General features: G+C 68.5%; 30 protein-coding genes. 14 read left to right on the top strand and 16 right to left on the bottom strand.

All coding sequences use genetic code 11. The features are described from left to right. Window positions 1-68 precede the first annotated feature (68 nt). The 7 genes from ACUN0C_RS17295 (at window position 69) to ACUN0C_RS17265 (ending at window position 4665) form a co-directional block, all read left to right on the top strand. A complete protein-coding gene (locus tag ACUN0C_RS17295) occupies window positions 69-857 on the top strand; it encodes an SDR family NAD(P)-dependent oxidoreductase (RefSeq protein ID WP_445467648.1) in 789 nt (262 codons plus the stop codon). Between the two features lie 48 nt (window positions 858-905). After that, window positions 906-1418: a crossover junction endodeoxyribonuclease RuvC gene (gene ruvC / locus ACUN0C_RS17290; RefSeq protein WP_445467647.1), complete on the top strand. Its 513-nt coding sequence runs from the start codon at window positions 906-908 to the stop codon at window positions 1416-1418. Between the two features lie 47 nt (window positions 1419-1465). Then, window positions 1466-1735, top strand: coding sequence for an AbrB/MazE/SpoVT family DNA-binding domain-containing protein (locus ACUN0C_RS17285; RefSeq protein ID WP_445467646.1), 270 nt, complete (start codon window positions 1466-1468; stop codon window positions 1733-1735). Beyond that, entirely contained in the window at window positions 1719-2129 is a 411-nt protein-coding gene (locus tag ACUN0C_RS17280) for a type II toxin-antitoxin system VapC family toxin (protein WP_445467645.1), read from the top strand. The genes ACUN0C_RS17285 and ACUN0C_RS17280 overlap by 17 nt, the downstream gene beginning before the upstream one ends. After that, window positions 2126-2743, top strand: coding sequence for a Holliday junction branch migration protein RuvA (gene ruvA, locus ACUN0C_RS17275; protein ID WP_445467644.1), 618 nt, complete (start codon window positions 2126-2128; stop codon window positions 2741-2743). Before ACUN0C_RS17280 ends, ruvA begins: the two co-directional genes overlap by 4 nt. Then, window positions 2740-3783 carry a Holliday junction branch migration DNA helicase RuvB gene (gene ruvB, locus ACUN0C_RS17270; RefSeq protein ID WP_445467643.1) on the top strand — a complete coding sequence of 348 codons (1044 nt, stop codon included), beginning with the start codon at window positions 2740-2742 and terminating at the stop codon, window positions 3781-3783. The genes ruvA and ruvB overlap by 4 nt, the downstream gene beginning before the upstream one ends. Window positions 3784-3969: 186 nt before the next feature. Further along, window positions 3970-4665: a DUF1013 domain-containing protein gene (locus ACUN0C_RS17265; protein ID WP_445467642.1), complete on the top strand. Its 696-nt coding sequence runs from the start codon at window positions 3970-3972 to the stop codon at window positions 4663-4665. Between the two features lie 82 nt (window positions 4666-4747). On the opposite strand, the gene tolB is transcribed toward ACUN0C_RS17265, so the two are convergent. The 4 genes from tolB to tolQ are packed head-to-tail and all read right to left on the bottom strand — an operon-like array spanning window position 4748 to window position 8315. Beyond that, the gene (tolB, locus tag ACUN0C_RS17260; RefSeq protein ID WP_445467641.1) at window positions 4748-6076 is read right to left on the bottom strand and encodes a Tol-Pal system beta propeller repeat protein TolB; all 1329 of its coding nucleotides are present in this window, start codon (window positions 6074-6076) and stop codon (window positions 4748-4750) included. 17 nt (window positions 6077-6093) lie between these two features. Beyond that, window positions 6094-7143, bottom strand: coding sequence for a cell envelope biogenesis protein TolA (locus ACUN0C_RS17255; protein WP_445467640.1), 1050 nt, complete (start codon window positions 7141-7143; stop codon window positions 6094-6096). Between the two features lie 3 nt (window positions 7144-7146). Further along, complete coding sequence (tolR, locus tag ACUN0C_RS17250) at window positions 7147-7599, bottom strand: protein TolR (RefSeq protein ID WP_445467639.1); 453 nt, start codon at window positions 7597-7599, stop codon at window positions 7147-7149. Then, window positions 7599-8315 (bottom strand): protein TolQ, encoded by a 717-nt coding sequence (tolQ, locus tag ACUN0C_RS17245; RefSeq protein ID WP_445467638.1) that lies wholly within the window; start codon window positions 8313-8315, stop codon window positions 7599-7601. Before tolQ ends, tolR begins: the two co-directional genes overlap by 1 nt. Before the next feature lie 236 nt (window positions 8316-8551). On the opposite strand from tolQ, the gene ACUN0C_RS17240 reads away from it, so the two are divergent. After that, window positions 8552-8689, top strand: a complete 138-nt coding sequence (locus tag ACUN0C_RS17240; protein ID WP_445467637.1) for a hypothetical protein — start codon at window positions 8552-8554, stop codon at window positions 8687-8689. On the opposite strand, the gene ACUN0C_RS17235 is transcribed toward ACUN0C_RS17240, so the two are convergent. Then, window positions 8686-9132 (bottom strand): YbgC/FadM family acyl-CoA thioesterase, encoded by a 447-nt coding sequence (locus tag ACUN0C_RS17235; protein ID WP_445467636.1) that lies wholly within the window; start codon window positions 9130-9132, stop codon window positions 8686-8688. The two genes, ACUN0C_RS17240 and ACUN0C_RS17235, sit on opposite strands and share 4 nt — an antisense overlap. Window positions 9133-9312: 180 nt before the next feature. Between ACUN0C_RS17235 and ACUN0C_RS17230 the strand changes: the two genes are divergently transcribed. Beyond that, window positions 9313-9519, top strand: a complete 207-nt coding sequence (locus tag ACUN0C_RS17230) for a DUF1192 domain-containing protein (protein ID WP_445467635.1) — start codon at window positions 9313-9315, stop codon at window positions 9517-9519. A 335-nt stretch (window positions 9520-9854) separates the two neighbouring features. Further along, complete coding sequence (gene rcdA, locus ACUN0C_RS17225) at window positions 9855-10370, top strand: protease adaptor protein RcdA (RefSeq protein WP_445467634.1); 516 nt, start codon at window positions 9855-9857, stop codon at window positions 10368-10370. A 76-nt stretch (window positions 10371-10446) separates the two neighbouring features. Here the strand turns inward: rcdA and rpmE are convergent, their stop codons facing one another. Beyond that, entirely contained in the window at window positions 10447-10671 is a 225-nt protein-coding gene (gene rpmE, locus ACUN0C_RS17220) for a 50S ribosomal protein L31 (protein WP_445467633.1), read from the bottom strand. Between the two features lie 174 nt (window positions 10672-10845). On the opposite strand from rpmE, the gene ACUN0C_RS17215 reads away from it, so the two are divergent. Further along, the gene (locus ACUN0C_RS17215; RefSeq protein WP_445467632.1) at window positions 10846-12669 is read left to right on the top strand and encodes an ABC transporter transmembrane domain-containing protein; all 1824 of its coding nucleotides are present in this window, start codon (window positions 10846-10848) and stop codon (window positions 12667-12669) included. Here ACUN0C_RS17215 and ACUN0C_RS17210 read toward each other — a convergent pair. The 6 genes from ACUN0C_RS17210 to ACUN0C_RS17185 all read right to left on the bottom strand — a co-directional run bounded on the left by ACUN0C_RS17210 (window position 12656) and on the right by ACUN0C_RS17185 (window position 17652). After that, the gene (locus ACUN0C_RS17210; RefSeq protein WP_445467631.1) at window positions 12656-13687 is read right to left on the bottom strand and encodes a peptidoglycan -binding protein; all 1032 of its coding nucleotides are present in this window, start codon (window positions 13685-13687) and stop codon (window positions 12656-12658) included. The two genes, ACUN0C_RS17215 and ACUN0C_RS17210, sit on opposite strands and share 14 nt — an antisense overlap. Window positions 13688-13690: 3 nt before the next feature. Then, the gene (locus tag ACUN0C_RS17205; protein WP_445467630.1) at window positions 13691-14746 is read right to left on the bottom strand and encodes a MotA/TolQ/ExbB proton channel family protein; all 1056 of its coding nucleotides are present in this window, start codon (window positions 14744-14746) and stop codon (window positions 13691-13693) included. 73 nt (window positions 14747-14819) lie between these two features. Then, window positions 14820-15605, bottom strand: coding sequence for an inositol monophosphatase family protein (locus tag ACUN0C_RS17200; protein ID WP_445467629.1), 786 nt, complete (start codon window positions 15603-15605; stop codon window positions 14820-14822). Window positions 15606-15751: 146 nt separating this feature from the next. Then, the gene (locus ACUN0C_RS17195) at window positions 15752-16852 is read right to left on the bottom strand and encodes a 5-(carboxyamino)imidazole ribonucleotide synthase (RefSeq protein WP_445467628.1); all 1101 of its coding nucleotides are present in this window, start codon (window positions 16850-16852) and stop codon (window positions 15752-15754) included. Further along, window positions 16839-17306 (bottom strand): 5-(carboxyamino)imidazole ribonucleotide mutase, encoded by a 468-nt coding sequence (purE, locus tag ACUN0C_RS17190; protein WP_445467677.1) that lies wholly within the window; start codon window positions 17304-17306, stop codon window positions 16839-16841. The genes ACUN0C_RS17195 and purE overlap by 14 nt, the downstream gene beginning before the upstream one ends. 121 nt (window positions 17307-17427) lie before the next feature. After that, window positions 17428-17652 (bottom strand): YdcH family protein, encoded by a 225-nt coding sequence (locus ACUN0C_RS17185; RefSeq protein ID WP_445467627.1) that lies wholly within the window; start codon window positions 17650-17652, stop codon window positions 17428-17430. A 215-nt stretch (window positions 17653-17867) separates the two neighbouring features. On the opposite strand from ACUN0C_RS17185, the gene ACUN0C_RS17180 reads away from it, so the two are divergent. Both ACUN0C_RS17180 and ACUN0C_RS17175 read left to right on the top strand, forming a co-directional pair. Further along, window positions 17868-18047: a YdcH family protein gene (locus tag ACUN0C_RS17180; RefSeq protein WP_445467626.1), complete on the top strand. Its 180-nt coding sequence runs from the start codon at window positions 17868-17870 to the stop codon at window positions 18045-18047. 118 nt (window positions 18048-18165) lie between these two features. Next, window positions 18166-18780 (top strand): MarC family protein, encoded by a 615-nt coding sequence (locus tag ACUN0C_RS17175; RefSeq protein ID WP_445467676.1) that lies wholly within the window; start codon window positions 18166-18168, stop codon window positions 18778-18780. 5 nt (window positions 18781-18785) lie between these two features. Here the strand turns inward: ACUN0C_RS17175 and ACUN0C_RS17170 are convergent, their stop codons facing one another. From ACUN0C_RS17170 to ACUN0C_RS17155, 4 genes are all read right to left on the bottom strand, one after another. After that, window positions 18786-20435: an acyl-CoA synthetase gene (locus ACUN0C_RS17170; protein WP_445467625.1), complete on the bottom strand. Its 1650-nt coding sequence runs from the start codon at window positions 20433-20435 to the stop codon at window positions 18786-18788. A 93-nt stretch (window positions 20436-20528) separates the two neighbouring features. Beyond that, a complete protein-coding gene (locus ACUN0C_RS17165; protein WP_445467624.1) occupies window positions 20529-21287 on the bottom strand; it encodes a sulfite exporter TauE/SafE family protein in 759 nt (252 codons plus the stop codon). 13 nt (window positions 21288-21300) lie between these two features. Further along, a complete protein-coding gene (gene zapA, locus ACUN0C_RS17160; RefSeq protein ID WP_445467623.1) occupies window positions 21301-21681 on the bottom strand; it encodes a cell division protein ZapA in 381 nt (126 codons plus the stop codon). Window positions 21682-21686: 5 nt separating this feature from the next. Further along, entirely contained in the window at window positions 21687-21968 is a 282-nt protein-coding gene (locus ACUN0C_RS17155; protein ID WP_445467622.1) for a DUF4164 family protein, read from the bottom strand. A gap of 272 nt (window positions 21969-22240) precedes the next feature. Here ACUN0C_RS17155 and tkt point away from each other — a divergent pair, with 272 nt between their 5' ends. Then, on the top strand, window positions 22241-24244 hold the full coding sequence (tkt, locus tag ACUN0C_RS17150; protein ID WP_445467621.1) for a transketolase: 2004 nt from the start codon (window positions 22241-22243) through the stop codon (window positions 24242-24244). Window positions 24245-24249: the final 5 nt, after the last annotated feature.

Below are 24249 nucleotides of genomic sequence, written 5' to 3'. Positions count from 1 at the left end.
TCCGTCGGCGCATTGACCTCTCGGACCCGCCCCGGCACTTTGCCGCGCCAAGCGACAGGGGGATTCGGATGACGCTCGAGAACAAGGTCGCGATCGTCACCGGCGGTGGCCGCGGCATCGGGCTTGCGATCGCCCGCCGGTTCCTGAGCGACGGTGCGCGCGTCGTGATCGCCGATATCGACGAGGATGCCGGCTCGGAGGCTGTCCAGCAGCTCGGCGAATCGGGCGCCGTCCGCTTCGTGAGCTGCGACGTCGGCGACCGCCTGAGCGTCCGCAATCTCGTCGCCGCGACGATCGATGCGTTCGGCACGATCGACGTGCTCGTCAACAATGCCGGCATCCTGCACGGTGCCGACTTCCTGGATCTGTCGGAAGACGATTTCGACCGGGTGCTCCGCGTCAACCTGAAAGGTGCCTTCCTGACGGGCCAGGCCGTGGCGAAGCGGATGGTGCGCCAGATCGAGGATGGCGGCGAACCGGGCTGCATCATCAACATGAGCTCGGTGAACGCGGTCTTCGCGATCGCCAACCAGGTGCCCTACTCCGTCTCGAAAGGCGGCGTCGCCCAGCTCACCAAGGTCATGGCGCTCGCGCTCGCGCCGCACGGCATCCGGGTGAACGCCATCGGCCCGGGCTCCATCATGACGGACATGCTCGGCGCGGTCATGGACGACCGCGAGGCTCGCCGCCGGATCCTGTCGCGGACGCCGCTCGGCCGGATCGGCGATCCCGCCGAGATCGCCGGCGTTGCGGCGTTCCTCGCCTCCAACGATGCGAGCTACATCACGGGGCAGACAATCTACGCCGATGGCGGTCGCCTGCCGCTCAACTACACGGTGCCCGTCCAGGACGGCTGAGGCGGCCGGCGGGGTCGCCCGCCCTGCCCGCCTCGCCTATCGTGGCGCATGGACGTGATTCGGATCATCGGCATCGACCCGGGCCTCAGGCGCACCGGCTGGGGCGTCGTGGACATCGCCGGATCGCGGCTGAGTTTCGTCGGCGCGGGCACCGTGCTCAGCGACGGCGACGCGGCGCTCGCCGAGCGGCTGCGCCAGCTCCACGACGGCCTCGAGCGGATCGTTTCCGAGTTCGCCCCGCACGAGGCCGCTGTGGAAGCGACGTTCGTGAACCGCGATGCCGGCGCGACGCTCAAGCTCGGGCAGGCGCGCGGCATCGCCATGCTGGTGCCGGCGCGCGCGGGGCTCGCAGTCGCCGAATACGCCCCGAACATGGTCAAGAAGACCGTGGTCGGCGCGGGCCACGGCGCCAAGGCGCAGATCCGAATGATGGTGTCCGTCCTCCTGCCGAAGGCGCAGTACGATACGGACGATGCCGCCGACGCATTGGCGATAGCGATCTGTCACGCGCATCACCGCACGGCGGCGGAGCGCACCCGACGCATAGCCGCATGTTCTTGACTTGTTCTCACCTCCGTGCGACGGTGTAATACACTGGAGGTATTACGATGCGCCTCACCGAGAAGAGCCAGGTGACGATCCCGAAGCATGTGCGTGACCGGCTTGGTATCGGACCCGGATCCGAGGTCGACTTCGCGGTCGATGAGAGCGGCGTGCGCCTCGTGAAGGTCGAGAAGGGACCGGTGAACGAGACGAGGGGCGAGGAACTCGTGCGGCTGCTGCGCGAAGCCGGCCAGCGGTATCCCAGATCCGGGCTGTCGGCCGATGACATCGTAGGAATCACGCGCGGGCCGTTCGACGATGTCGACCCTCGCTGATTCGAACGTCCTCCTCGACGTGATCGACGGTACTTCTGCATGGGGCAGATGGTCTGCGGACCAACTGCAGGAAGCCGCGGATCGCGGCGCAGTGGTGATCAATCCCATCGTACTGGCCGAGACGTCGATGAGCTTTCAGGATGAGCAGGCCTACGACGCGGCCGCCTTCATGAGGCTGACCCGGGAGAACATTCCTTGGCAGGCGGCGTTCCTGGCGGGGCAGGCACATCGCCGCTACCGGAACCAGGGCGGGCTCCGTGAGCGAACCCTTCCCGATTTTCTAATAGGGGCCCACGCCGCCGTAAGAGGTCACGTCATCCTGACGCGGGACCCGCGGCGATACCGTGCCTATTTTCCGGAGGTGGGGATCATCGCGCCGGATACGCATCCATGATCGGCAAGCTGAAGGGAACGGTCGACTCCCTCGGCCCGGATTGGGTCATCGTGGACGTCCACGGCGTCGGCTATCGCGTGCACTGCTCGTCGAGCACGCTGCAGGCGTTGCCGGGGGCCGGAACGGCGGCCACCCTTTTCATAGAGACCCAGTTCCGCGAGGAGCAGATCCGCCTCGTCGGCTTCCTGTCCGACGCCGAGCGCGAATGGTACCGGCTCCTCCTCACCGTCCAGGGCGTCGGCAGCAAGGTCGCGCTCGCCATACTTGGCACGCTGAAGGCGTCCGATCTCGCCTCCGCGATCGCTCTCCAGGACAAGGCAACGATCGCGCGCGCGCCGGGCGTGGGGCCCAAGGTGGCGGCGCGCATCTGCGCTGAGCTGAAGGACCGCGCCCCGGCGCTCGGCCCGGCCGATGCCGCGGTCGCGCGGCTGCAGGCGGAGATCGGCGATGCGGTCGCCCCCGTGCCCGCAAGCGATGCCGTCTCGGCGCTCGTGAACCTCGGCTATCAGCAGGCGCAGGCCGCGGCCGCTGTCGCCGCTGCGATGCGCTCTGCCGGCGACGACGCCGACGCGGCGCAGCTCATCCGGCTCGGCCTGCGCGAGCTCGCACGATGAGCGCCAAGCGGCTCGTGACGCCGGCGGAGCGCGGCGAGGACCAGGACCAGAGCCTGCGGCCGCAGCGGCTCGCCGACTTCGTCGGACAGGCGCGCGCCCGCGCCAACCTCCAGATCTTCATCGAGGCTGCCCGCGCGCGGCGCGAGGCGCTCGATCACGTCCTCTTCGTCGGCCCGCCGGGCCTCGGCAAGACCACCCTCGCCCAGATCGTCTCGCGCGAGCTGGGGGTCAATTTCCGCGCAACCTCCGGCCCGGTCATTGCGAAGGCCGGGGATCTCGCCGCCCTGCTGACCAATCTCGAAGAGCGCGACGTGCTCTTCATCGACGAGATCCACCGCCTCAGCCCGGCCGTCGAGGAAATCCTCTATCCGGCGATGGAGGACTTCCAGCTCGACCTCATCATCGGCGAAGGGCCGGCGGCGCGCTCGGTCCGCATCGATCTCGCCCGCTTCACGCTCGTCGGTGCGACCACCCGGCTCGGCCTCCTGACCACGCCGCTCCGCGACCGGTTCGGCATTCCGGTGCGGCTCGAGTTCTACAATCATGCGGAACTCGAACTGATCGTGCACCGCGGCGCGCGAATCCTCGGCGCGCCGATCACCGACGAGGGCGCCGCCGAGATCGCGCGGCGTGCGCGCGGCACGCCGCGCATCGCGAGCAGGCTGCTCCGGCGTGTCCGCGATTTTGCCGCCGTGGACGGCGCAAGGGAGATCACGAGCGCCATCGCGGACAAGGCTCTGATGGCGCTCGAGGTGGACCGGCAGGGCCTCGATTCTCTCGACCGGCGCTATCTCGGGCTAATCGCCGGCCATTTCGGCGGCGGGCCGGTCGGGATCGAGACGATCTCCGCCGCCTTATCCGAGCCGCGCGATGCGATCGAGGACATCGTCGAGCCGTACCTCATCCAGCAAGGATTCGTGCAGCGGACGCCGCGCGGGCGGTTGCTGACGCAGAAGGCGTTCGCCCATCTCGGCCTCGCAGCGCCGGAGCGGCCGGGTAACGTCCAGATCGGCCTCTTCGCGGCGGGCGACGAAGCGTGAGGCGAGGCGCTGCGTCCGCCCGCAGGCTTTGCGTCGATCTTCGCACATCGGCGTGACGTATCCCGGACAGAGTGGCCCGATTCCTTGCGCGGCGACCTGGGCGAGCCTATAACAAGCCAAATTCCCGTCAGACTGGACGTGACTTCTGCTTCTCCGCCCGCGGGGAAGCGCTCAGGAGGACTTTACATGACGACCATGCCGCTCATGCCGAAGGCGACTGCCGTCTGGCTCGTCGACAACACGTCGCTCAGCTTCGACCAGATCGCGGCGTTCTGCCGGCTGCATCCGCTCGAGGTGAAGGCGATCGCCGACGGCGACGCCGCGCAGGGCATCAAGGGCATGGACCCGGTCCTGACCGGCCAGCTCACGCGCGAGGAGATCGCCAAGGCCGAGCGCGATCCGGACTACCGGATGAAGCTGCAGGAATCGAAGGTGCGGGTCCCGGAGACCAAGCGTCGCGGCCCACGCTATACGCCGGTCTCGAAAAGGCAGGACCGGCCGAACGCCATCCTCTGGCTGGTCCGCAACCATCCGGAACTGAAGGACGCCCAGATCATGCGCCTCGTCGGCACGACGAAGCCCACGATCCAGTCCATCCGCGACCGGACGCACTGGAATTCCAGCCAGCTGACCCCGACCGATCCCGTCACGCTCGGCCTCTGCTCGCAGCTCGAACTCGACATGGAGGTCCGCAAGGCCGCCCGCGCCCAGCCGCTCCCGGCGGAGGCGGAAGGCGCGCGCCTGTTGCCGGCGGAGGAGACTCAGGGCCGGAAGGGCGAGAGCCTGATGGACATGGACGAGGACCGGCTGCGCAGGGAGCCGAACATCGATCCCGATTCGGTCTTCGCGAAGCTCAAGTCACTGAAGAGCGAAGATCTCTGAGCCTGGCCGCGGGGCCAGACGCTGAAGCCGCAGGGCGCCGGATCATCCCGGCGCCCTTCGCTTTCCGAGGGACCCACCCCGTTCAGTTCAGCAGCGGAGACCACGCCGGATCGGAAGCGAAGCTCGGCGTCGGCACGCGCTGCTCATTGTAGCCGGTGAGGTCGACCGACCAGATCTGCGGGCCGGCACCTTCGTCCCGGAAGAACATCAGGACGCGCCCGTTCGGCGCCCAGGTCGGGCCCTCGTTGTGATAGCCCTCCGTCAGGACGCGCTCCCCCGAACCGTCCGGCCGCATGACGCCGATCTTGAACTGCCCCCCCTCCTGCTTGGTGAAGGCAATCACGTCGCCGCGGGGCGACCAGACCGGCGTGCCGTAACGGCCGGAGCCGAAGCTGATCCGCTGCGCGCCGCCGCCGGCCGCTCCCATGATGTAGAGCTGCTGCTGCCCGCCCCGGTCGGATTCGAACACGATCCGGGATCCGTCCGGCGAGAAGGACGGGGCCGTGTCTATCGACGGGGATTCGGTCAGGCGCGTGAGCTGGCGCGTCCTGAGGTCCATTCTGTAGATGTTGGCGTTGCCGCCCTGCTGCAGCGAGAACACGATCTGCTGCCCGTCCGGCGAGAAGCGCGGGCTGAACGCCATGTTCGGGAAGTTGCCGATGAGCTCGCGCTGGCCGGATTCGATGTTCAGCAGATAGACGTGCCATTGCTGGCCGCTGAGCGATGCGTAGGTGATCTCCTGCCGTGACGGCGAGAAGCGCGGCGTCAGCACCAGGTCGCGTCCATCCGTGAGATAGCGGACGTTCGCGCCGTCCTGGTCCATGATGGCGAGCCGCTTCACGCGCTGCGACTTGGGGCCGGTTTCGTCGACGAACGCGATGCGGGTGTCGAAATAGCCCTTCTCGCCGGTCAGGCGCTCGTAGATCGAATCCGCGATGATGTGCGCGATCCGCCTCCAATTGGCGGGATTGGCGAAGAACTGCTGTCCGGTCAGCTGCTGGCCCGAGAAGATGTCCCAGAGGCGGTACTCCGCCATGAGCCGTCCGTCGGGCATGGTGGTGACGGAGCCGGACACGAGCGCCTGCGCGTTGAGCGGCCGCCAGTTCACGAAATTCGGCGTCGCGCTCGGCGGCACCACCTTGTCCACGAAGCCGGCCGGGTCGAGCGGGGCGAACAGCCCGGACCGCTTGAGGTCGGCCGTCACCACCCCGGAGACGTTCTGGCTGAGCTGGTCGGCCGCGCCGCTCGCGCCGACGAAGGGCGGAATGGCGATCGGAAGCGGCTGGATGTTTCCGCGCGTGATGTCGACGCGGAGCTGCGCCGCGGCCGGCGCAGCGGCGGCGAAGACCGCAAGGGCGGCGAGCGCCAAGAGAGAACGCAGACATGCTGCCAATCGCACAGCAGACGCCATGTAATACCGACTCCTGATTAACCGCCGAGCATTTCGCGGGGATCGAAGGTGAACTCGATCTCCCGCCACGACTCGTACTTCGCTGGGGGAAGGATGTTGTAGGGCGCGCAGACCTGCACCGCGCGCACCGCGCTTTCGGCGGCGATCTGCGAAAGGCTGTCGAACACGCCGCCCACGATCCGCGGCATGGTGGCGAGGCTGCCGTCCGGCTGCAGGCTGATCGAGACGGTGACGGCGAGCGCCCCCGCCTCGCGCACGCCGCGGGGCGGGTTCCAGCAGCGATAGAGCATGCCCTTGAGCGCTTCGATCTCGCTCTGCGTCATGGCGGCGTCGGCGCGGCCGTCGATCGAGCCGAGCGTCTGCGGCTCTGCACCGGGATTCGGATCGCCGCCGCCGGCCGGCTGCTGCTTGTTGAGGAGAGCGGCGATGTCGTTGGTGTCGAACTTCGGCTTCTCCGGCCTCGCCTCCGCGACCTGCTTCGGCTTCTCCGGCGTCTTCGGCGCAACGGGCTCGGCTTTCGGCTGCGCCACCTGCTTCGGCGGCTGCGGCCTCTGCCGCGGCGGGCTCGGCGCCTGCACCTCGGCAGGCTGGGCCTCGGGCGCCGCTTCCGCAGGCGCCGGCGTATCGACGGGCTTCGGGAGCGCCGCCACCTGTTTCGGCTCCGGCGTCGGTTCCGGCTTCGCCTCTGCGATCACGTCGCGCACCGGCTTCGGCGCAGGCTCGCGCGGCGGCTCGGGCGGCTTCTCGGCGACCTGCGGCGTGGGCTCCGGAGGCTTGGGGGCCGGCTCCCGGGCGGCCTCGACCGGCTTTTCGGCAGGCCGCTCGGCCGCCTTCGGCGTCGGCTGCTCCGCCTTCACCGTCGCCTTCGGCTGCGGCGTCTCGGCGGGCGCGATCTCCGCCTTCCTGTCACCCTGCCTGAGGTCCGTGGCCTCGGCGATGTCGACGAGCTCGACCGGCATCGCCTCGATCGCATCGACCGTGAAGGGTCGCGTCTCGGGGATCGCCGCCAGGCCCGCCGCAAGGATCGCCAGATGACCGGCTATGGAAACCCCGAGCCCGACGCGCATGGCTCAGCCGCCCGTCTCCTCGAGCGTGACGAGGCCGATCCGCTTGTAGCCGGCGGCATTCAGGCGGCCCATGACGCGCATGATCATGCCGTAGTCGGCGGTCCTGTCGCCGCGGACGTAGATCCGCTCGTCGGCGCCGTTGCTCGCGATCGCCTGGAGCGTGGCCACCAGTTCCTCCGGCGTGACCTCGTTCTCCTGCAGGAACACCTTGCCGTCGGCGCCGACCGAGACCGTGATCGGCTCGGTCTGCCCTTCGAGCGGCCTCGCCTGGGTCTCCGGGAGATCGATGGGCACCCCGACCGTCAGCAGCGGCGCGGCGACCATGAAGATGATGAGAAGGACCAGCATGACGTCGACCATCGGCGTCACGTTGATCTCGGCAACGGGGTTGTGCCGGCGGCGTACGCGGCGCCGGCCGCCGCCTCCTCCGGACGGCGCGACGATCCCGGCGCCCATCAGGCCGCACTCCGCTCGTCGATCTGGCGCGACAGGATCGCCGCGAACTCGTCGGAGAAGCCCTCCATCCGGGTCGTGAGGCGGCCGACCTGCGAGGCGAACTTGTTGTAGAACATCACGGCCGGAATGGCGGCGAGCAGACCGAGGGCGGTCGCGAAGAGCGCCTCGGCGATGCCGGGCGCAACCACGGCGAGGTTGGTGTTCTTGGAGGCGGCAATCGCCTGGAAGGCGCTCATGATGCCCCAGACGGTGCCGAACAGGCCGATGAAGGGCGCAGCCGAGCCGACGGTCGCCAGCACCAGGAGCCGCCGCTCCAGCCGGTCGACCTCGCGCGCAAGCGTCACGTCCATCACCCTGTCGACGCGCGCTCCGAGGCCGTGCAGCGTGCGCGCGCCGGATTCGTAGGTGCGCTTCCATTCCCGCATCGCCGCCACGAACAAGGCGGCCATGCCGTGCGCCTCGCGGGCGGAGACCTGCTGGTAGAGCTGCTCGAGCGATTGCCCGGACCAGAAGACGTTCTCGAACTTGTCGAGCTGCCGCGAGAACCGCGAATAGAGCAGCGTCTTGTCGATGATGATCGCCCAGCACCAGATCGAGGCGACGATCAGCCCGATCATCACGAGCTTCACGACGATGTGCGCCTGCCAGAACAGCGAGAGCAGGGAGAAGCTGCCCGCCGGCGCGGCCAGAGCGGTCTGAACGACGTCAGGATTCATGTAGGGATCGCCCGAATTCGGTGTTCCGGCTTTTCGCCATCGAATGTGTCGAAAGCGCGGCTCCTGTGCCTCGGACCGAGAGCCCGACACCGGGTCCGTGCCCTGGCGCTACTTGAGCACGTCATAGTTAACGGATGGTTAGCCAGCCCATGTGCATTTCTCAGCATCCCCCCGGAACCCGTTGATTCCTCGCTGCGTTTGACTGCCCTGTAGACGCGGAAGACATGAGCCGAACGATGACTGGAATCGACCGTGTGACCGCTGCGACGCTGATCGCCGCCACACTGGCGGTCGTTTCGACTGCCGTCGCGGAGATCCGGCGCGACGAACCTGCCCCGGCCGTCGCCACGATCACGCAAAAGGTGCCACTCTAGACTTCCAAGCCATGGGCCGGGCTCGAGAAGCGGTCCCGCAGCGCCGGCGGCATCCGCATCGGCCGGCCCGACGGCCCGAGCAGCGCGAGCATGAGCGCTGCCGTCACCAGGCTTTCTCCGCGGCAGCGGACCTCCTGGTCGAGCCACAGCCTTGCGCCGCCGCAGCCGCGCGGGATCGTACGGATGGTAAGGACATCGTCGATCCGGGCCGGCTTCAGGAAATCGATCTCCATCCGCCGCACCGCGAAGGCCTGCCCGCTCTCCGCCAGCGCGGCGTGATGGATTCCGAGCAGCCGGAGATAATCGGAGCGTCCGCGCTCCATGAAGTGGAGATAGCGGGCGTGATAGACGAGGCCCGAAAAGTCGGTGTCCTCGAAATAGACCCGCTGATCCAGTTCGTGCCCCGCCTGGGTCAGCCGCCCCGCAAGCCCGCTTGCGGTCATGGAGAACTCCGCACGTGGAGCCGGGTCGCTCGACACGCGTCGATGCTCGACACCCGACCTGCGCCCGACCTTACACGCATCCTGGGTTCCTGCCTCCGCCCGGCCTCGGGCTTAGCACGGCGCGATCCCCTGACAATCTCCCGTCGTGCGGCTAAACTCCCGGAAAAGCAGGAGGAAACGATGGGCATATTCGACGATGAGAGCCCGGTCCGCCGATCGGGACCCCTCGTGGGAGAAGATCTCTCTTTGCTCTCGATCGAAGAACTCGAGGATCGCATCGGGATCTTCCGCCGGGAGATCGAGCGGTTGCAGCAGACCGTCGCGGCAAAGCGGAAGAGTCGCGACGCCGCCCATTCCGTCTTCAGCGCTCCGCGAAAAGACGACTGACCGCGCCCGGCATTAAGGGAGCGTTAACCTTTATGGATGCTAATGAAGGTGTCCAGCGTTCTGGACGCGAGTGGCACTTGCCCACTCTGTTTGACGCCTCCCTGTGACTCTCCAGAGCCGCCTCGCCGCGGCTCTTTTTTTGTCTCGCCCCACGCTTGCGGCCGGCGCCCCGACGCCTCGAGCGGGCCGCCATCCCGTCATGCTCCCTTCCGTGAGCAACGCCGGTTCCCTTAACCACTTCGTAACGATAGGATTGCCGGTCCAGGGCAGCGGGTGAACAGTGCAGCCGCCGCGATCGCGTTCCCGCGCGTCAGGCGGGGAAAGAGGTCACCCACGTGAATCGTCGCCGGACCGACACCGATCAGCCGATCTCCTTCGGCCGCGCATACACCCAGTCCGAGACGTTCCGGGCCTTGTACCAGGACGGCATGAAGCTTGTCGAAGCGACCGCCGCCTATCTCGACGGCGAGGGACGTCGCGCAGCCAAGGCGCTCCACCGCCCGGCATCGGTGCTCTATGCGACGGAATCCATGCGGCTGACGACGCGCCTGATGCAGCTCGCCTCCTGGCTCCTGCTCCATCGCTCGGTCATCGACGGCGAGATGTCCCCCGCCCAGGCGAGCGAGGAGAAGCGGAAGATCCGCATCGAAGGATTCTCCACCGAGACGGCTGGCCCCGCATGGCAGGACCTGCCCGACGAGTTCAGAGAGCTCGTGCTGCGCTCACTCTCGCTCCAGAAGCGGGTGGAGAGCATCGACGCCTGTCTGCTCGACGATGCGCCGCCGGTCGTTCCCAACCCCGTGCAGGACCAGATCGACGCGCTGCGCCAGGCCCTTGCCGTCCGGCGCTGAAGAGCAGGATCCTGCGTCAGGAATGAAAAAGGCCGGCTCGGGGCCGACCTTCTTGCTCGCGTCCCTCGACCGGCTGTCAGCCGCCGAGGAAGGTGTTGTACTTATTCTTGAAGCGCGAGAGCCGGCCGCCGCGGTCCATCAGCTGCTGGCTGCCGCCGGTCCAGGCCGGGTGGGTCTTAGGGTCGATGTCGAGATTGAGGGTGTCGCCCTCCTTCCCATAGGTCGACCGGGTGTAGAACTCCGTCCCGTCCGTCATCACCACCTTGATCGTGTGGTAGTCGGGATGAATGCCGCTCTTCATGATCGTATCTCTTCGTCTGGGCTGGCCGGTGGACCGGGCGGGTGCTCGCGGGCATGAATGTCCGCCGGCCGCTCTCACGTCCGTTGGACGGCCATATAGCCGACCGGACCCGCGGCATCAAGGCGCTCGCCCTTTCGCTTGCATGCCCGGTGTAATTTTGCTCCTCCTCGCCGCATGACCGATCAAACCGCCGCCAGCACCAGGCCGGGCCGGCAGGCGCTCCGTCCCCTGGCGATGCTCCTGCCCTATCTGGCGCGTTATCGCGCGCGCGTCGCCGCTGCGCTCGCCGCGCTCGCGGCAGCGGCGCTCGTCACGCTCGCGATCCCGCTCGCCGTCCGGCACATGATCGACATCGGCTTCCATTCTGCGGAGAGCGGGACGTCGGTGAACAGGAGCTTCCTGCTCCTGTTCGGGCTCGCCGGAGCGCTCGCTCTGGCAAGCGCGGCCCGGTTCTTCCTCGTGACGACGCTCGGGGAGCGCATCGTCGCGGATCTCCGGCGCGACGTCTTCACCCATTTCATGGCGCTGTCGCCGGCCTTCTTCGACCGGGCGCGCTCCGGCGAGCTCATCTCCCGCCTGACGGCCGATACGACCCAGATCAAGTCGGCCGCCGGCGCGAGCGCCTCGATCGCGCTCCGCAATCTCGTCCTGCTCCTCGGCGCCGCCGGGATGATGGTGGTGACCAGCCCGCATCTGTCCGGGCTGGTGCTGATGGCGATCCCGATCATCGTTCTGCCGATCGTCGCCTTCGGGCGGCGCGTCCGCCGGCGCTCGCGGCAGGCGCAGGATACGCTCGCCGAGGCTTCCGCCTTCGCGGCCGAGGCGATCGGGGCGGTACGGATCGTGCAGGCCTTCACGCAGGAGCCGCAGGCGGAGCGCCATTTCGGCGCACGCGTTGACGAGGCCTACGATGCGGCGCGCGGCGCGACGCTTTCGCGCGCGCTGCTCACCGCCTTCTCAATCTTCCTGGTCTTCGCGAGCGTCGTCGGCGTGCTCTGGTGGGGCGCCCAGTCCGTCCTCGCCGGGCAGATGTCGGCCGGCACGCTGGGGCAGTTCGTGCTCTATTCGGTGTTCGCGGCCGGGGCGCTCGGCGAGCTGTCCCAGGTCTGGGGCGAGGTCTCGCAGGCCTCGGGCGCCGCCGAGCGGATCGCCGAGCTGCTGGCGACGCGGCCCGAGATCCTGGCGCCGGAGAATCCCGTCCCGCTGCCGTCGCCCCCGATCGGCGAGATTCGCTTCGACCGGGTGTCGTTCGGATACGGCATCGCGGGCGCACCAGTGCTCCGCGATTTCGATCTCGACGTCCGACGCGGTGAACGGATCGCCATCGTCGGCCCTTCCGGCGCCGGCAAGTCGACCGTGTTTTCGCTCCTGATGCGCTATTACGACCCGGAGGCGGGAAGCGTGCTGGTCGACGGCGTGGACCTGCGCCGCGCCCTGCCGAGCGACCTGCGCGCGCGCATCGCGCTGGTGCCCCAGGACTCGACCGTGTTCGCGGCGAGCGCCTGGGACAACATCCGTTTCGCCGACCCGGACGCGTCCGACGAGGCGGTGCGGGCGGCGGCGCGCGCCGCCCATGCCGACGCGTTCCTGTCCGCCCTCCCCCAAGGCTACGATACGATTCTCGGCGAACGCGGCGTGACCCTGTCCGGAGGCCAGCGCCAGCGCGTGGCGATCGCCCGCGCCATCCTGAAGGACGCCCCGATCCTCCTCCTCGACGAGGCCACGAGCGCGCTCGACGCCGAAAGCGAGACGGCGGTCCAGGCGGCGCTCGATTGGCTGATGCGCGACCGCACGACGCTCGTCATCGCGCACCGGCTGGCGACCATCAAGAGCGTGGACCGGATCGTGGTCATGGACCAGGGACGGATCGTCGAGGAAGGCGATCATGCCTCCCTCGTCGCCCGCGGCGGCCTCTATGCCCGCCTCGCCGATCTGCAGTTCCGGACCGGCGACGAACCTCCCCACGCCGTTGCGCCGAGGCGGGTCAGCGCTCCGTGAGCTTCAGCTCGATGCGCCGGTTCCGCGCGTAGGCCTCCTCGGTGGTCGCCGGGTCGAGCGGCTGGTACTCGCCGAACCCGGCCGCAACCAGGCGGTTCGGGGACACGCCCTGGGCGATGAGGTGCCGGACGACCGCGATCGCGCGGGCGGCGGAAAGCTCCCAGTTGTTCCTGAAGCGCGTGAAGCCACTGAGCGGCCGCACGTCCGTATGGCCGTCAACGCGGATCACCCAATTGATCTCCGGCGGAATCTGGACCTCGAGCTCCTTCATGGCGGTCGCCAGGTTGTCGAGCTCGCCCTGGATCGAGGCGTTGATCTCGTCGCTGCCCGACGGGAAGATGACGGAGGCCGGCAGCACGAAGCGGTCGCCCACGATCTCGATGTCGCTGCGGCCGGCGAGGATCTCGCGGAGCCGTCCGAAGAAGTCGGAGCGATAGCGGGAGAGCTCCTGCACGCGCTGCGCCAGGGCGACGTTCAGCCGCCGGCCGAGATCCGCGATCCTCGTCTGGCTTTCTCGATCGCGCGATTCGGAGGCTTCCAGCGCCGATTCCAGCGCTCCGATCTGCCGGCGCAGGGCCGCGATCTGCTGGTTGAGGAGTTCGACCTGGGCCATCGCGCTCTGGCTCAGCCGCTGCTCCTCCTGCAGGTCCCCCTCGAGCTGGGTGATGCGCCCCTCAGCCGCGCTTTCGGCGCCGCTGCCGCGGTCGAGCAGTTCGCGCAGCCGGTCGCGCTCACCCTCGGCCGTCTCGAGATTGGATTGCAGCGCCGCGAGCGTATCGGAGAGGTCGCTGCCGCGCGCCCGTTCCAGGGCAAGCATCTCCGTCAGCTCGGCGATCTGCGAGTTCAGCCTGTTCAGGACCGTGTCTCGGCCGCTGATCTCCTGGCTCAGGAAGAACTGGGCCAGCATGAAGATCGAGGACAGGAAGATGAACACGAGGAGCAGCGTCGACATCGCGTCGACGAAGCCCGGCCAGTAATCGGCCCGGCTCGGTCCCCGCCGCGCGCGCGCGCTGGCCACGGCTCAACCCTCCCGCCGGTACTCGCCGAGCACCTTGGCCGGCCGGTCCTCGTCCGGCTCGACCGGGCGGCGCGGCATGGCGCCGCGATCGGACGCGTCCGCGATCCGGTTCAACGTGCGCTGCAGCATCCGCTGCTGCTCGGCCTGGGATTCCACCCAGTCCCGCACCATCTGCTGTTCGCCGCGCATGTGCTGCACGAGCGCCTGGATGCCCTCGGCGAGATTGGCCATTGCGGCAGTCGCGGCACGCCCGCCGCCGTCCTGCATCGCACGCGACAGGCGGTCGACCGAAACCTTGATCTCGCGCACGGTGCTGCCGGTCTCGGCGTCCTCGAACTCCAGTTCCTCGAGGTCGGTGATCGTGGAGAGCCAGTCCTCCAGCTCCGTGTAGAACCGGTTCTGCGCCTGGCCGGCCTGCAGGTCGAGGAAGCCGAGGACCAGCGAGGAGGCGAGGCCGAAGAGGGATGACGAGAACGCGATGCCCATGCCCGCGAGCGGCGCCTGCAGCCCGCTCTTCAGGTTCTCGAAGATGGTGGCCGTGTTGCCGGACCCGATGTCCAGGCTCTGGATCGTGCTCGAAACCGCGCCAATCGTGGTGATGAGACCCCAGAACGTGCCGAGGAGCCCGAGGAAGACCAGGAGCCCCGTCATGTAGCGGAGGATTTCGCGGTTCTCGTCGAGGCGCGTTGCGATCGAATCGAGGATCGAGCGCCAGGTCGAGGTCGACAGCGCCATGGAATCCGCGCGGTCGCGCAGCAGCGTCGCCATCGGCGCGAGCAGGCGCGGGGTCGGCATGGTCGGATCGGTGTCGCGCCGGCGGAACGAGTTCACCCAGGTGACTTCCGGCATCAGGAGAAGGACGTTCCGGAAGGCGAGCGCGATCCCGATGAAGAGCACGCCGAGGATCAGGCCGTTTAATCCCGGATTGGCCATGAATCCAACGGTGAGCTGCCGGTAGAGCACCAGCGGCACGAAGGCTGCGATCACCAGGAAGATGATCATCCTGATGAGGAAAACGCGCGGACTCGAGAGCTTGTATGGGTCGAAGTCGCGGGCCATTCTCTACTGCCGAGCCTCCATGGGACCGCTCGATATGTAAGTGTTTTGCCGCAGCAGCGAAAGACGAAACGGCTCAGCCCTTGAGTGCGGCGAGGAGCTGGCGGTGGATCAGTTCGTTGCCGGCGACGATCTCGCCCTTCTCCAGCATCGCGTCGCCGCCGCGGAAATCGCTCGCATAGCCGCCTGCCTCGCGAATGAGCAGGATGCCGGCGGCCATGTCCCACGGCGACAGGTCGCGCTCCCAGAACCCGTCGAACCGGCCGGCGGCAAGCCAGGCGAGATCGAGCGCGGCAGAGCCCGTGCGCCGGACGCCCGCGACCATGGGCATCAGCGTGGCAAGCTCGCGGAGGAATCGGCCGTGATCGCCGCGGCCGAGATGCGGGATCCCGGTGCACAGCACCGCCTCGGCAATCTGGGTGCGTGCGGCCACCCGGATGCGGCGGTCGTTGACGAACGCCCCCGCCCCGCGCTCGGCCGTGAAGAGCTCGTCCGTGGCCGGGTTGTAGACGACTGCGGCCTGCATGCGGCCCTGCCGTTCGAGCGCGATCGAGACCGCGAAGAGCGGGATGCCATGCAGGAAGTTGGTGGTCCCGTCGAGCGGGTCGACGATCCAGCGGTGCTGCGGGTCGGAGCCGATCGTCTCGCCGGCCTCCTCCATCAGAAAGCTGTAGTCCGGCCGCGCGTGGGCGAGTTCGGCGCGGATGATCTCCTCCGCCCGCCGGTCGGCCGCGGTGACGAAATCGGCCGGGCCCTTGCGCGATACCTGCAGCTGCTCGACTTCGCCGAAGTCGCGCGAGAGCACGCGGCCCGCCTTCGTGGCGGCGCGGACCATGACGTTGAGGATTGCCGTGCGAGCCATGTCGGGAGCCTTGCGCCGGGCGGCTTGGGCGCCGGCCGGATCGCCGCGCGCCGGCCGAGCCGGGCCTGTTGGTGCTGCTGTCGCCTGGGCGCCGCGCCGGGCGGAGGCTCGCGCCTTGCACCATACTTCCCCGGCCGAGGCAAGGCTCAGGCGCGGCGGGCGAGCCGGTTGACGTGGCCCATCTTCCGCCCCGCACGGATCTCCCGTTTGCCGTAGAGATGCAGCCGCGCATCGGGATCGGCGGCGAGCGAAGGCCAGTCGGCCGCCTCTGCCCCGATCAGGTTCGTCATCACCACGTCGGCGTGCCGCGCCGTCGGCCCGAGCGGCCAGCCCGCAACCGCGCGAACATGGTTCTCGAACTGCGAGACGGCGCAGGCGTCCTCCGTCCAATGGCCGGAATTGTGGACGCGCGGCGCGAGCTCGTTGACGAGGAGGCGTTCGCGCGCACCCTCCTCCACGACGAAGAACTCGATCCCGATCACCCCGACATAATCGAGCGCAGAGAGGATGCGTTCCGCGATCGCCCGCGCTTCGGCCTCGGTCCCGGAGCGCACCCGTGCCGGCACGGTGGAGGTGTGCAGGATGTGGTCCCGGTGAACGTTCTCGACGAGGTCGTAGCTCGCCATCCGGCCGTCCAGCCCCCGGACGGCGATCACGGACACCTCGCGCGCGAAGCGGACGAGGCCTTCCAGCACCGCCGGCGCGCCGCCGATCGCAGCGAAGCCGGCGGCCGTGTCGGCATCGGCCCTGATCGCCGCCTGGCCCTTGCCGTCATAGCCGAACCGGCGGGTCTTCAAAATCGCGGGCAGGCCGAGCGCCGCCACCGCCGCGTCGAGCCCCGTCGCGTCGTCGACCGCCGCATAGGGCGCCACCGCGATGCCCGCCTCGGACAGGAACCGTTTCTCGTCCAGCCTGTCCTGGGCAATTGCGAGCGCGCGAGCGCCCGGCCGCACCGGCACCTTCGCCGCCAGCCGCTCGGCGGCGGCGACGGGGACGTTCTCGAACTCGTACGTGACGACATCGACGGCGCAAGCGAAGGCATCGAGGGCGGCACCGTCGTCATAGGCGGCCTGCGTGTGCCCGGCCGAAACGTCGAAGGCCGGGCTGTCAGCGTCCGGGCAATAGACATGCGTGCGCAGCCCGAGCCGGGCGGCGGCGAGCGCCAGCATGCGGCCGAGCTGGCCGCCGCCCAGAATGCCGATCGTGGAGCCCGGCGGCAGCGCGCCCGGCGCGTCACTCGACGGCATCGGCCGGATGCTCCGCCACTTCGGCCGTCCGGGCCGCGCGCCAGCGCTGCAGCCGCTCGGCGAGGCCCTCATCGGACAGCGCCAGGATGGACGCGGCCAGGAGCCCGGCATTCGCGGCGCCCGCCGGGCCGATCGCAAGCGTGCCCACGGGCACCCCGGCCGGCATCTGGACGATCGAGAGGAGGCTGTCCTGGCCCCTCAGCGCCTTCGATTCCACCGGCACGCCCAGGACGGGCAGCGTGGTCATCGCCGCGACCATTCCGGGGAGATGCGCCGCCCCGCCCGCGCCGGCGATGATCACCTTGCGGCCTTCTGCGCGAGCAGCCTTGGCGAACGCGTAGAGGCGCTCGGGCGTGCGGTGGGCCGAAACGATCCGCGCCTCGTAAGCCACGCCGAGATCGTCCAGCCGCTCCGCGGCATGGCGCATGGTCGGCCAGTCCGACTGGCTTCCCATGACGATTGCGACCGGCGCAGGAATCGACGACCCGACCTTCAAGGCGCTCGCTCCTTCGGAGGAAACCGCCCGCATAACGGAGCCTTGCCGTTCCGGCAACCGGCGGCGCGCCGCAGGGGTCTCACGCGATGATGTCGGGCAGAAGCTTGTCCTCGAGCGATGAAATCCTGTCCTTCAGGAGAAGCTTCCGCTTCTTCAGGCGCTGGATCTGGAGATTGTCGAGGCGCGGCTGGTCCTGGAGCGCGTCGATGGCGGAATCGAGGTCGCGATGCTCCTGCCGCAACTGCGCCAGCTCGGCTCTGATCGCGAAGTCCGCCGCGCGGATCACGCCGTCCTGATCGGTCATTCCGGGCCCCTGCTGAACGGCCGCGATCATACCATGCGCATGGCCCGACCGGAACATGAGCCCCGCCCCGTTTCGACCAAACTCGCCTGTCACCGTTCCGTCGTGATCGGCGCCGCGAAGCCGGGCCGGCCGCAGAGGTTCCCTTGCGGCAACCTTCGACAGGGGCACCTCTTTATGTCATGCTCTTCACGTTGGCACCGACCAAGGAGGCGCGAATGTCCCTCGAATCGCATCTTGCAGAGCTCGAACGGCGTCACCAGTCGCTGAAGCGAGAGATCGCGGAAGCGCAGGCCCATCCCGGCAACGACGAGATGGAAATCGCCACCCTCAAGCGACGTAAGCTGCATATCAAGGATGAGATCGCGCGTTTGAAGCAGTCCCAGTCCGTCCACTGAGACTCGGGACCAGTCCAGTCCTCCAGGGCGCCTTCGCGGCGCCCTTTTTCGTGGCCGGTTTCCGCTTCCTTCAGCATTCGTCGCGAAATTGCGCCGGAGGGAGGCTGCCTTGGAAACCATGGACGAACTCATCCAGGAATTCGCGACCGTGTTCACGGTGGTGGATCCGATCGGCACAGTCCCGGTCTATCTCGCCGTCACTGCGCTCCTGGCGCCTGAGAAGCGCCGGTCCGTCGCGATCAAGGCGACTCTCGTCGCAGCCGGGGTCCTGATCGGGTTCCTGGTGCTCGGGCAGCTGGTGCTCGATGCGATCGGGATCCAGCTCGCCGACTTCCAGATCGCCGGCGGCATCATCCTCTTCCTCTTCGCGCTTTCCATGATCTTCGGCCATGCCAAGCAGGAGACGGAGACGGAGGCGATCCCGAGATCAGACGTCGAACTGGCCGTCTATCCGCTCGCAATCCCCTCGATCGCGGGACCGGGAGCGATGCTGTCGGTCGTCGTCCTCACCGACAACCGCACGCATCCCGTGATGGACCAGGTGACGACCGGGATCATCGTCCTTGCCGTCCTGTCGATCACGCTGGCGCTCATGCTCGCCGCCGGCCCGATTCAGCGCCTGATCGGCAATGCCGGTGCGGCGATCGTCAGCCGCGTGATGGGGCTCATCCTGTCCGCCCTCGCCGTCTCCACGGTGATTACCGGGATCGAAAGCCGGTTCGGCCTCGGCTGATCCGTTCAGACGTCCCGGGCCGCGTCGCGCAGCCTGAACTTCTGGATCTTGCCTGTGGACGTCTTCGGGATCTCCGCGAACACGACGTGGCGCGGGCACTTGTAGTGCGCCAGCCGCTCGCGCGCGAAGGCCACGAGCTCCTCCGCGGTCGCGCTCCTTCCGGGCTTCAGCTCGACGAAGGCGCAGGGCGTCTCGCCCCAGCGCTCGTCCGGCTTGGCGACGACGGCGACCGCGGCGACGGCGGGATGCTTGTAGAGAGCATCCTCCACCTCGATCGAGGAGATGTTCTCGCCGCCCGAAATGATGATGTCCTTCGCGCGGTCCTTGAGCTGGATGTAGCCGTCCGGGTGCATGACGCCGAGATCGCCGGAATGGAACCAGCCGCCGGCGAGCGCCTCCTCCGTCGCGGGTTCGTTCTTGAGGTAGCCCTTCATGACGATGTTGCCGCGGAACATGACCTCGCCGATCGTCTCGCCGTCCGCCGGCACCGGCTCCAGCGTCTCCGGATCGCGCACCGAGAGCGCCTCGAGCGCGGTGTAGCGGACGCCCTGACGCGCCTTGCGCACGGCCCGCTCCGGCCCGGAAAGGCAGTCCCAATCGACCTTCCATTCGTTCACCACGGCCGGCCCGTACGTCTCCGTGAGCCCGTAGAGATGCGTCACTGCGAAACCCGCCTCGGCCATTCCGGCGAGCACGGCTTCGGGCGGCGGAGCAGCCGCGGTCATGAAGGTCACCGTCTGCGAGAAACTCCGGCGCTCCGGCTCCGGTGCGTTCAGGAGCGACGACATGACGATCGGGGCGCCGCAAAGATGCGTCACGCCGTGATCGGCGATCGCGTCGTACATCGCGCCCGCCCGCACCCATCGCAGGCAGACATGGGTGCCGGCGAGCGCGGACAGCGTCCAGGGGAAGCACCAGCCGTTGCAATGGAACATCGGCAGCGTCCAGAGATAAACGGGATGCTTTCCCATGCTGCCGGCGAGCGCGTTCGCGTAGCACATCAGCGTGGCGCCCCGGTGGTGATAGACGACGCCCTTCGGGTTGCCCGTGGTCCCTGACGTGTAGTTGAGGGCGATGGCGTCCCACTCGTCGGCCGGCGGCGACCAGGCGAAGCCGGGATCGCCTTCTTCCAGCAGCGCGGCGTAGTCGAGATTGCCGACGGGATCGCCCTTCGGCACCGGGGCGTCCGCCGGAAACTCCGGGTCGTCGAAATCGACGACGACCGCGCGCACCGCTGCCATCGCGAGCGCGGCCCGCATGACGTCGGCGAACTCGCGGTCGACGATGACGAGCTTCGAACCCGCGTGGTCGAGCTGGAAGGCGATCGCCGCCGCATCCAGCCGCGTGTTGATCGAGTGGAGCACGGCCCCCGTCATCGGCACGCCGTAATGGGCGTCGAGCATGGCCGGCGTGTTGGAGAGCATGACGGAGACGGTATCGCGGCGGACGATTCCGCGCCGCGACAGCGCCGAGGCGAGCCGCAGGGCGCGGCCGTGGAATTCCGCGTAGGAAATCCGCTGCGCGCCGTGGACGATCGCCACATGATCGGGAAAGACGCTCGCGGCCCGCTCCAGAAAGCTCAGTGGCGTGAGCGGCTGGTAATTGGCCGGCGTGCGGTCCAGGCCGACGTCGTAATGCGAGACTTGGTCCGGCATCGCCCTTCCCTCCCCGATGGGCGCATGCGCGCCGCGTCCGTCACGCTAGCAATGGCCGCCATCGCCACGCAACGGCCCCGCCGCGCCGCGTGTTCAGCCGAACAGGCCGACCGCTCCGTCCCAGAGGAGCTTCAGCGAAACCAGGAAGATCAGGATATAGATGATGCGGTAGAAAAGCTCGGCGTTCATCCACCGCGCCACCTTCGCGCCGGCATAGGTCGCCGCGAGCGCCGGCGGCGTCAGCACGGCCGCGGTGACGAGGTTCTCCGCGGAAAACTGGCCGAGCAGCAGATAGGGCGGCACCTTCGCGAGATTGACCGCCGCGAAGAAGATGATCGCGGTGCCCACATAGATGCCCGGCTCCTGCCGGAGCGGGACCGTGTAGAGCTGGTAGATCGGCCCCCCGGCATGGCTGACGAAGCTGGTGAAGCCCGACAGCGCGCCGCAGATCCAGCCCTTCACCACGTTGTGCCCGCGCGGCGCCGTGCTGCGAACCGGGCCGATCCAGTGGTTCACCGCGAAGGAGAAGGCGACCAGCCCGACCACCAGGCGGACCAGATCGTCGTTCGCGGTGCTCGCGAGGAGCCATCCCGCCGCGACCCCGATGCAGGCCGAGGGCAGCAGGATCCAGAGGCTCTTCGGATCGAACGTCCCGCGCCAAGCATAGAGGCCGATCACGTCCATGGCGAGGAGCACCGGCAGCATGATCGCCGCCGCCTGGACCGGAGAAATGGCGAAAGACATCAGCGGCACGCCGAAAATGGCGGCGGCTCCGCCGAAGCTCCCCTTGCCGAACCCGACGAGGACCACCGCCGGAACGGCGAAGAGATAGAACCAGGAATCGGTGATCATCGGGCGGGGCTGGTCAGGATTGCGGCTCGGTCCCGTCCTGCCCCCGCAGCCTCTGCGCCAGATCCTCGATCCGCGCGGCAGCGGTCTCGAGGCTCTCGATCAGGCCGGCCTCGACCGCCTCGTAATGGGTCGCGATGTCGCGCCGGGACCCGCGCAGCCTCTCGAGCTCCGCCTCCGCCGCCTTCAGGCGCTTTTCGGTCTCGTCCAGCCGGTCGGTCGTGAGGATGCCGGCCATCACGAGGAGGCGCTGGTCGCCGACCTCGCCGACCGCACCCTTGAGCTCCGAAATCGTCCCGTCGAAGCGCTCGCTGAGCGCGAGCAGGTGATCCTCCTGCCCCTCCCCGCACGCCATCCGGTAGGTTCGGCCGTTAACGGTGACCGTCACTTGCGCCATTGATGTCACTGCGTGCTGTCCTCCGGCCGAAGAACCTGGCGGATGGTCTCCATCGCGGCCACCAGGCGGCGCGAGACTTCGCGGTTCACGTGCTCGAGCCGCTCGATCTTCGCCTCGGCCCGATCGAGGGCGTCTGTGATCCTCGCCCGTTCGACGCCGAGCGTCTTAACCTCGGAGGCGAGCCGGCCCGCCTGCTCCCGGTCGTCCAGAGCCCGAACCAGCAGAGACTCCAGCTCGCCCAGCGCGTGGTCCATCCGTGCGATCGCTCGTGCCGCCGAGTCTGACATGGTCTGCGGTTGTCCGCCTGCTGCCGGGCCGTCGCGACGCACCCCTTCGGGTTCCCCTTATGCGGCGAAGCGCCGTTGACGTTCAAGAGCTTGCAGGCCGCGATCTGCCGCAGCGCATGAACTCGCCTTTGGCGGGCGTTCCGTCGCGCCCGCGACCGATCGGCATCTTTGACATGCTGGGGCAAGCTGATATGTGTCCGCCCGCCGAGACAGCGGAAAGCTGCGCGTTGGGAGGCGATCGCAGTCTCGACCACCACCAAGAAGAGTTGCTGATGACCGACGCAGAGAAGCACGCGTTGATGGCCAATGCGATCCGCGCGCTCGCCATGGACGCCGTGCAGGCCGCCAAGTCCGGGCACCCCGGCCTTCCCATGGGCGCGGCCGACCTCGTCACCGTGCTCTTCACCCGTCACCTGAAGTTCGACCCCAAGGATCCGCTCTGGCCCGACCGCGACCGCTTCGTGCTTTCGGCCGGGCACGGGTCGATGCTGCTTTACGCGCTCCTCCATCTCCTCGGCTACGAGGACATGACGATGGAGGAGATCAAGCGCTTCCGTCAGCTCGGTTCGCGCACGGCGGGCCATCCGGAATACGGCCATGCGAGCGGGATAGAGACGACGACCGGGCCGCTTGGCCAGGGCCTCGCCACGGCGGTCGGCATGGCGCTCGCCGAGCGGGTCATGAACGCCCGGTTCGGCGACGGCGTCGTCGACCATTACACCTATGTGCTCGCCTCCGACGGCGACCTCATGGAGGGGATCAGCCAGGAGGCGATCGCGCTTGCCGGGCATCTGAAGCTCAACCGCCTGATCGTCCTCTTCGACGACAACAAGATCACGATCGACGGCGACATCGCGCTGTCGGATTCGACGGACCAGCTCGCCCGCTTCGCGGCGTCGGGCTGGAACACGGTCCGGATCGACGGCCACGCGCCGGACGACATCGACGCCGCGCTCGCCGATGCGCGGCGGAGCGACCGCCCGACGCTGATCGCGGCGCGCACAATCATCGGCTACGGGTCGCCCACGAAACGCGGGAAGGCGGCCTGCCACGGCTCGCCGCTCGGCGCCGAGGAAATCGCGGGCGCGCGCGTCCATCTGAACTGGCCGTATGAACCCTTCCACATTCCCCCGGACACCCTCGATGCGTGGCGCCTCGCCGGCCTGCGCTCGCGCCCTGCGCGCAAGGAGTGGCTCGCCCGCTTCGACCGGCTCGATCCGCAGCAGCGCGGCGAGCTCGAGCGCCGGCTCTCCGGCGAAGCGCCCGCCGCCCTCGGCAAGGCGATCCGCAAGCTGAAGGAGGAGCTGGCCGACACGCGCCCGAAGATGGCGACGCGCAAGGCCTCGGAGCTCGCGCTCGAGAGGATCAACGCCGCGGTCCCGGACACGATCGGCGGATCGGCCGACCTCACCGGCTCGAACAACACCAAGACGACGGGTCTCGGCATCATCGGCCCCGGCGCCTACGACGGCCGCTTCGTGCATTACGGCATCCGCGAGCACGGCATGGCGGCCGCCATGAACGGCATGGCGCTGCACGGCGGACTGATCCCCTATTCCGGGACGTTTCTGGTCTTCTCCGACTATTGCCGGCCGGCGATCCGGCTTTCGGCGCTGATGAAGCAGCGCGTCGTCTACGTGATGACCCACGATTCCATCGGGCTCGGCGAGGACGGACCGACGCACCAGCCGGTCGAGCATCTGGCCGCGCTCCGGGCGATCCCGAACCTCGTCGTGTACCGGCCCGCCGACGTCGTGGAGACTGCGGAATGCTGGCAGCTCGCGCTGCACGACCGCCACCGGCCGAGCCTGCTTGCGCTCACGCGCCAGGATCTGCCTGCGCTGCCGCGGGAGTTCGACGAGGACAACCGGTGCGAGCGCGGCGCCTACGTCGTCGCCGACAGCGACGGCGACGCCGCGGTGAGCCTCTTCGCGACGGGCTCCGAAGTGGCGATCGCGCTTGACGCCAAGGCCCGGCTCGACGCTCTCGGCCACGCCGCCCGCGTCGTCTCCGTCCCCTCGTTCGAACGGTTTGCCGAGCAGGGCCGCAGCTATCGCCGCGAGGTCCTCGGATCGGCACCCCTGCGCATCGGCATCGAAGCCGCCATCCGGCAGGGCTGGGACGCGATCATCGGCAGCGACGGCATCTTCGTCGGGTTGCACGACTTCGGGGCGAGCGGGCCCTACGAAGCGCTCTATGCGCATTTCGGCATCACGCCGGAACGGGTGGTTCAACTGGCTCTGGAACGGTTGGCCCAGCCGCAGACGGTAACCTAGGAGAG

It is taken from the genome of Faunimonas sp. B44, assembly GCF_052655945.1.
Note: the sequence above shows the minus strand (reverse complement) of the source record. Positions and strands in the feature narration are given on the sequence as shown.

Coding starts and splice junctions, on each gene's coding strand:
- tolQ (WP_445467638.1), bottom strand. CDS start 8,315: ATGAATCCTGACGTCGTTCAGACCGCTCTGGCCGCGCCGGCGGGCAGC.
- ACUN0C_RS17215 (WP_445467632.1), top strand. CDS start 10,846: ATGACCGATCAAACCGCCGCCAGCACCAGGCCGGGCCGGCAGGCGCTC.
- ACUN0C_RS17235 (WP_445467636.1), bottom strand. CDS start 9,132: ATGACCGCAAGCGGGCTTGCGGGGCGGCTGACCCAGGCGGGGCACGAA.
- ACUN0C_RS17285 (WP_445467646.1), top strand. CDS start 1,466: ATGCGCCTCACCGAGAAGAGCCAGGTGACGATCCCGAAGCATGTGCGT.
- ruvC (WP_445467647.1), top strand. CDS start 906: ATGGACGTGATTCGGATCATCGGCATCGACCCGGGCCTCAGGCGCACC.
- ACUN0C_RS17240 (WP_445467637.1), top strand. CDS start 8,552: ATGACTGGAATCGACCGTGTGACCGCTGCGACGCTGATCGCCGCCACA.
- ACUN0C_RS17265 (WP_445467642.1), top strand. CDS start 3,970: ATGACGACCATGCCGCTCATGCCGAAGGCGACTGCCGTCTGGCTCGTC.
- ACUN0C_RS17280 (WP_445467645.1), top strand. CDS start 1,719: ATGTCGACCCTCGCTGATTCGAACGTCCTCCTCGACGTGATCGACGGT.
- ACUN0C_RS17155 (WP_445467622.1), bottom strand. CDS start 21,968: ATGTCAGACTCGGCGGCACGAGCGATCGCACGGATGGACCACGCGCTG.
- ACUN0C_RS17230 (WP_445467635.1), top strand. CDS start 9,313: ATGGGCATATTCGACGATGAGAGCCCGGTCCGCCGATCGGGACCCCTC.
- ruvB (WP_445467643.1), top strand. CDS start 2,740: ATGAGCGCCAAGCGGCTCGTGACGCCGGCGGAGCGCGGCGAGGACCAG.
- tkt (WP_445467621.1), top strand. CDS start 22,241: ATGACCGACGCAGAGAAGCACGCGTTGATGGCCAATGCGATCCGCGCG.
- ACUN0C_RS17205 (WP_445467630.1), bottom strand. CDS start 14,746: ATGGCCCGCGACTTCGACCCATACAAGCTCTCGAGTCCGCGCGTTTTC.
- zapA (WP_445467623.1), bottom strand. CDS start 21,681: ATGGCGCAAGTGACGGTCACCGTTAACGGCCGAACCTACCGGATGGCG.
- ACUN0C_RS17200 (WP_445467629.1), bottom strand. CDS start 15,605: ATGGCTCGCACGGCAATCCTCAACGTCATGGTCCGCGCCGCCACGAAG.
- purE (WP_445467677.1), bottom strand. CDS start 17,306: ATGGGAAGCCAGTCGGACTGGCCGACCATGCGCCATGCCGCGGAGCGG.
- ACUN0C_RS17185 (WP_445467627.1), bottom strand. CDS start 17,652: ATGACCGATCAGGACGGCGTGATCCGCGCGGCGGACTTCGCGATCAGA.
- ACUN0C_RS17170 (WP_445467625.1), bottom strand. CDS start 20,435: ATGCCGGACCAAGTCTCGCATTACGACGTCGGCCTGGACCGCACGCCG.
- ruvA (WP_445467644.1), top strand. CDS start 2,126: ATGATCGGCAAGCTGAAGGGAACGGTCGACTCCCTCGGCCCGGATTGG.
- ACUN0C_RS17195 (WP_445467628.1), bottom strand. CDS start 16,852: ATGCCGTCGAGTGACGCGCCGGGCGCGCTGCCGCCGGGCTCCACGATC.
- tolB (WP_445467641.1), bottom strand. CDS start 6,076: ATGGCGTCTGCTGTGCGATTGGCAGCATGTCTGCGTTCTCTCTTGGCG.
- ACUN0C_RS17175 (WP_445467676.1), top strand. CDS start 18,166: ATGGACGAACTCATCCAGGAATTCGCGACCGTGTTCACGGTGGTGGAT.
- ACUN0C_RS17295 (WP_445467648.1), top strand. CDS start 69: ATGACGCTCGAGAACAAGGTCGCGATCGTCACCGGCGGTGGCCGCGGC.
- rpmE (WP_445467633.1), bottom strand. CDS start 10,671: ATGAAGAGCGGCATTCATCCCGACTACCACACGATCAAGGTGGTGATG.
- ACUN0C_RS17165 (WP_445467624.1), bottom strand. CDS start 21,287: ATGATCACCGATTCCTGGTTCTATCTCTTCGCCGTTCCGGCGGTGGTC.
- ACUN0C_RS17255 (WP_445467640.1), bottom strand. CDS start 7,143: ATGCGCGTCGGGCTCGGGGTTTCCATAGCCGGTCATCTGGCGATCCTT.
- ACUN0C_RS17180 (WP_445467626.1), top strand. CDS start 17,868: ATGTCCCTCGAATCGCATCTTGCAGAGCTCGAACGGCGTCACCAGTCG.
- tolR (WP_445467639.1), bottom strand. CDS start 7,599: ATGGGCGCCGGGATCGTCGCGCCGTCCGGAGGAGGCGGCGGCCGGCGC.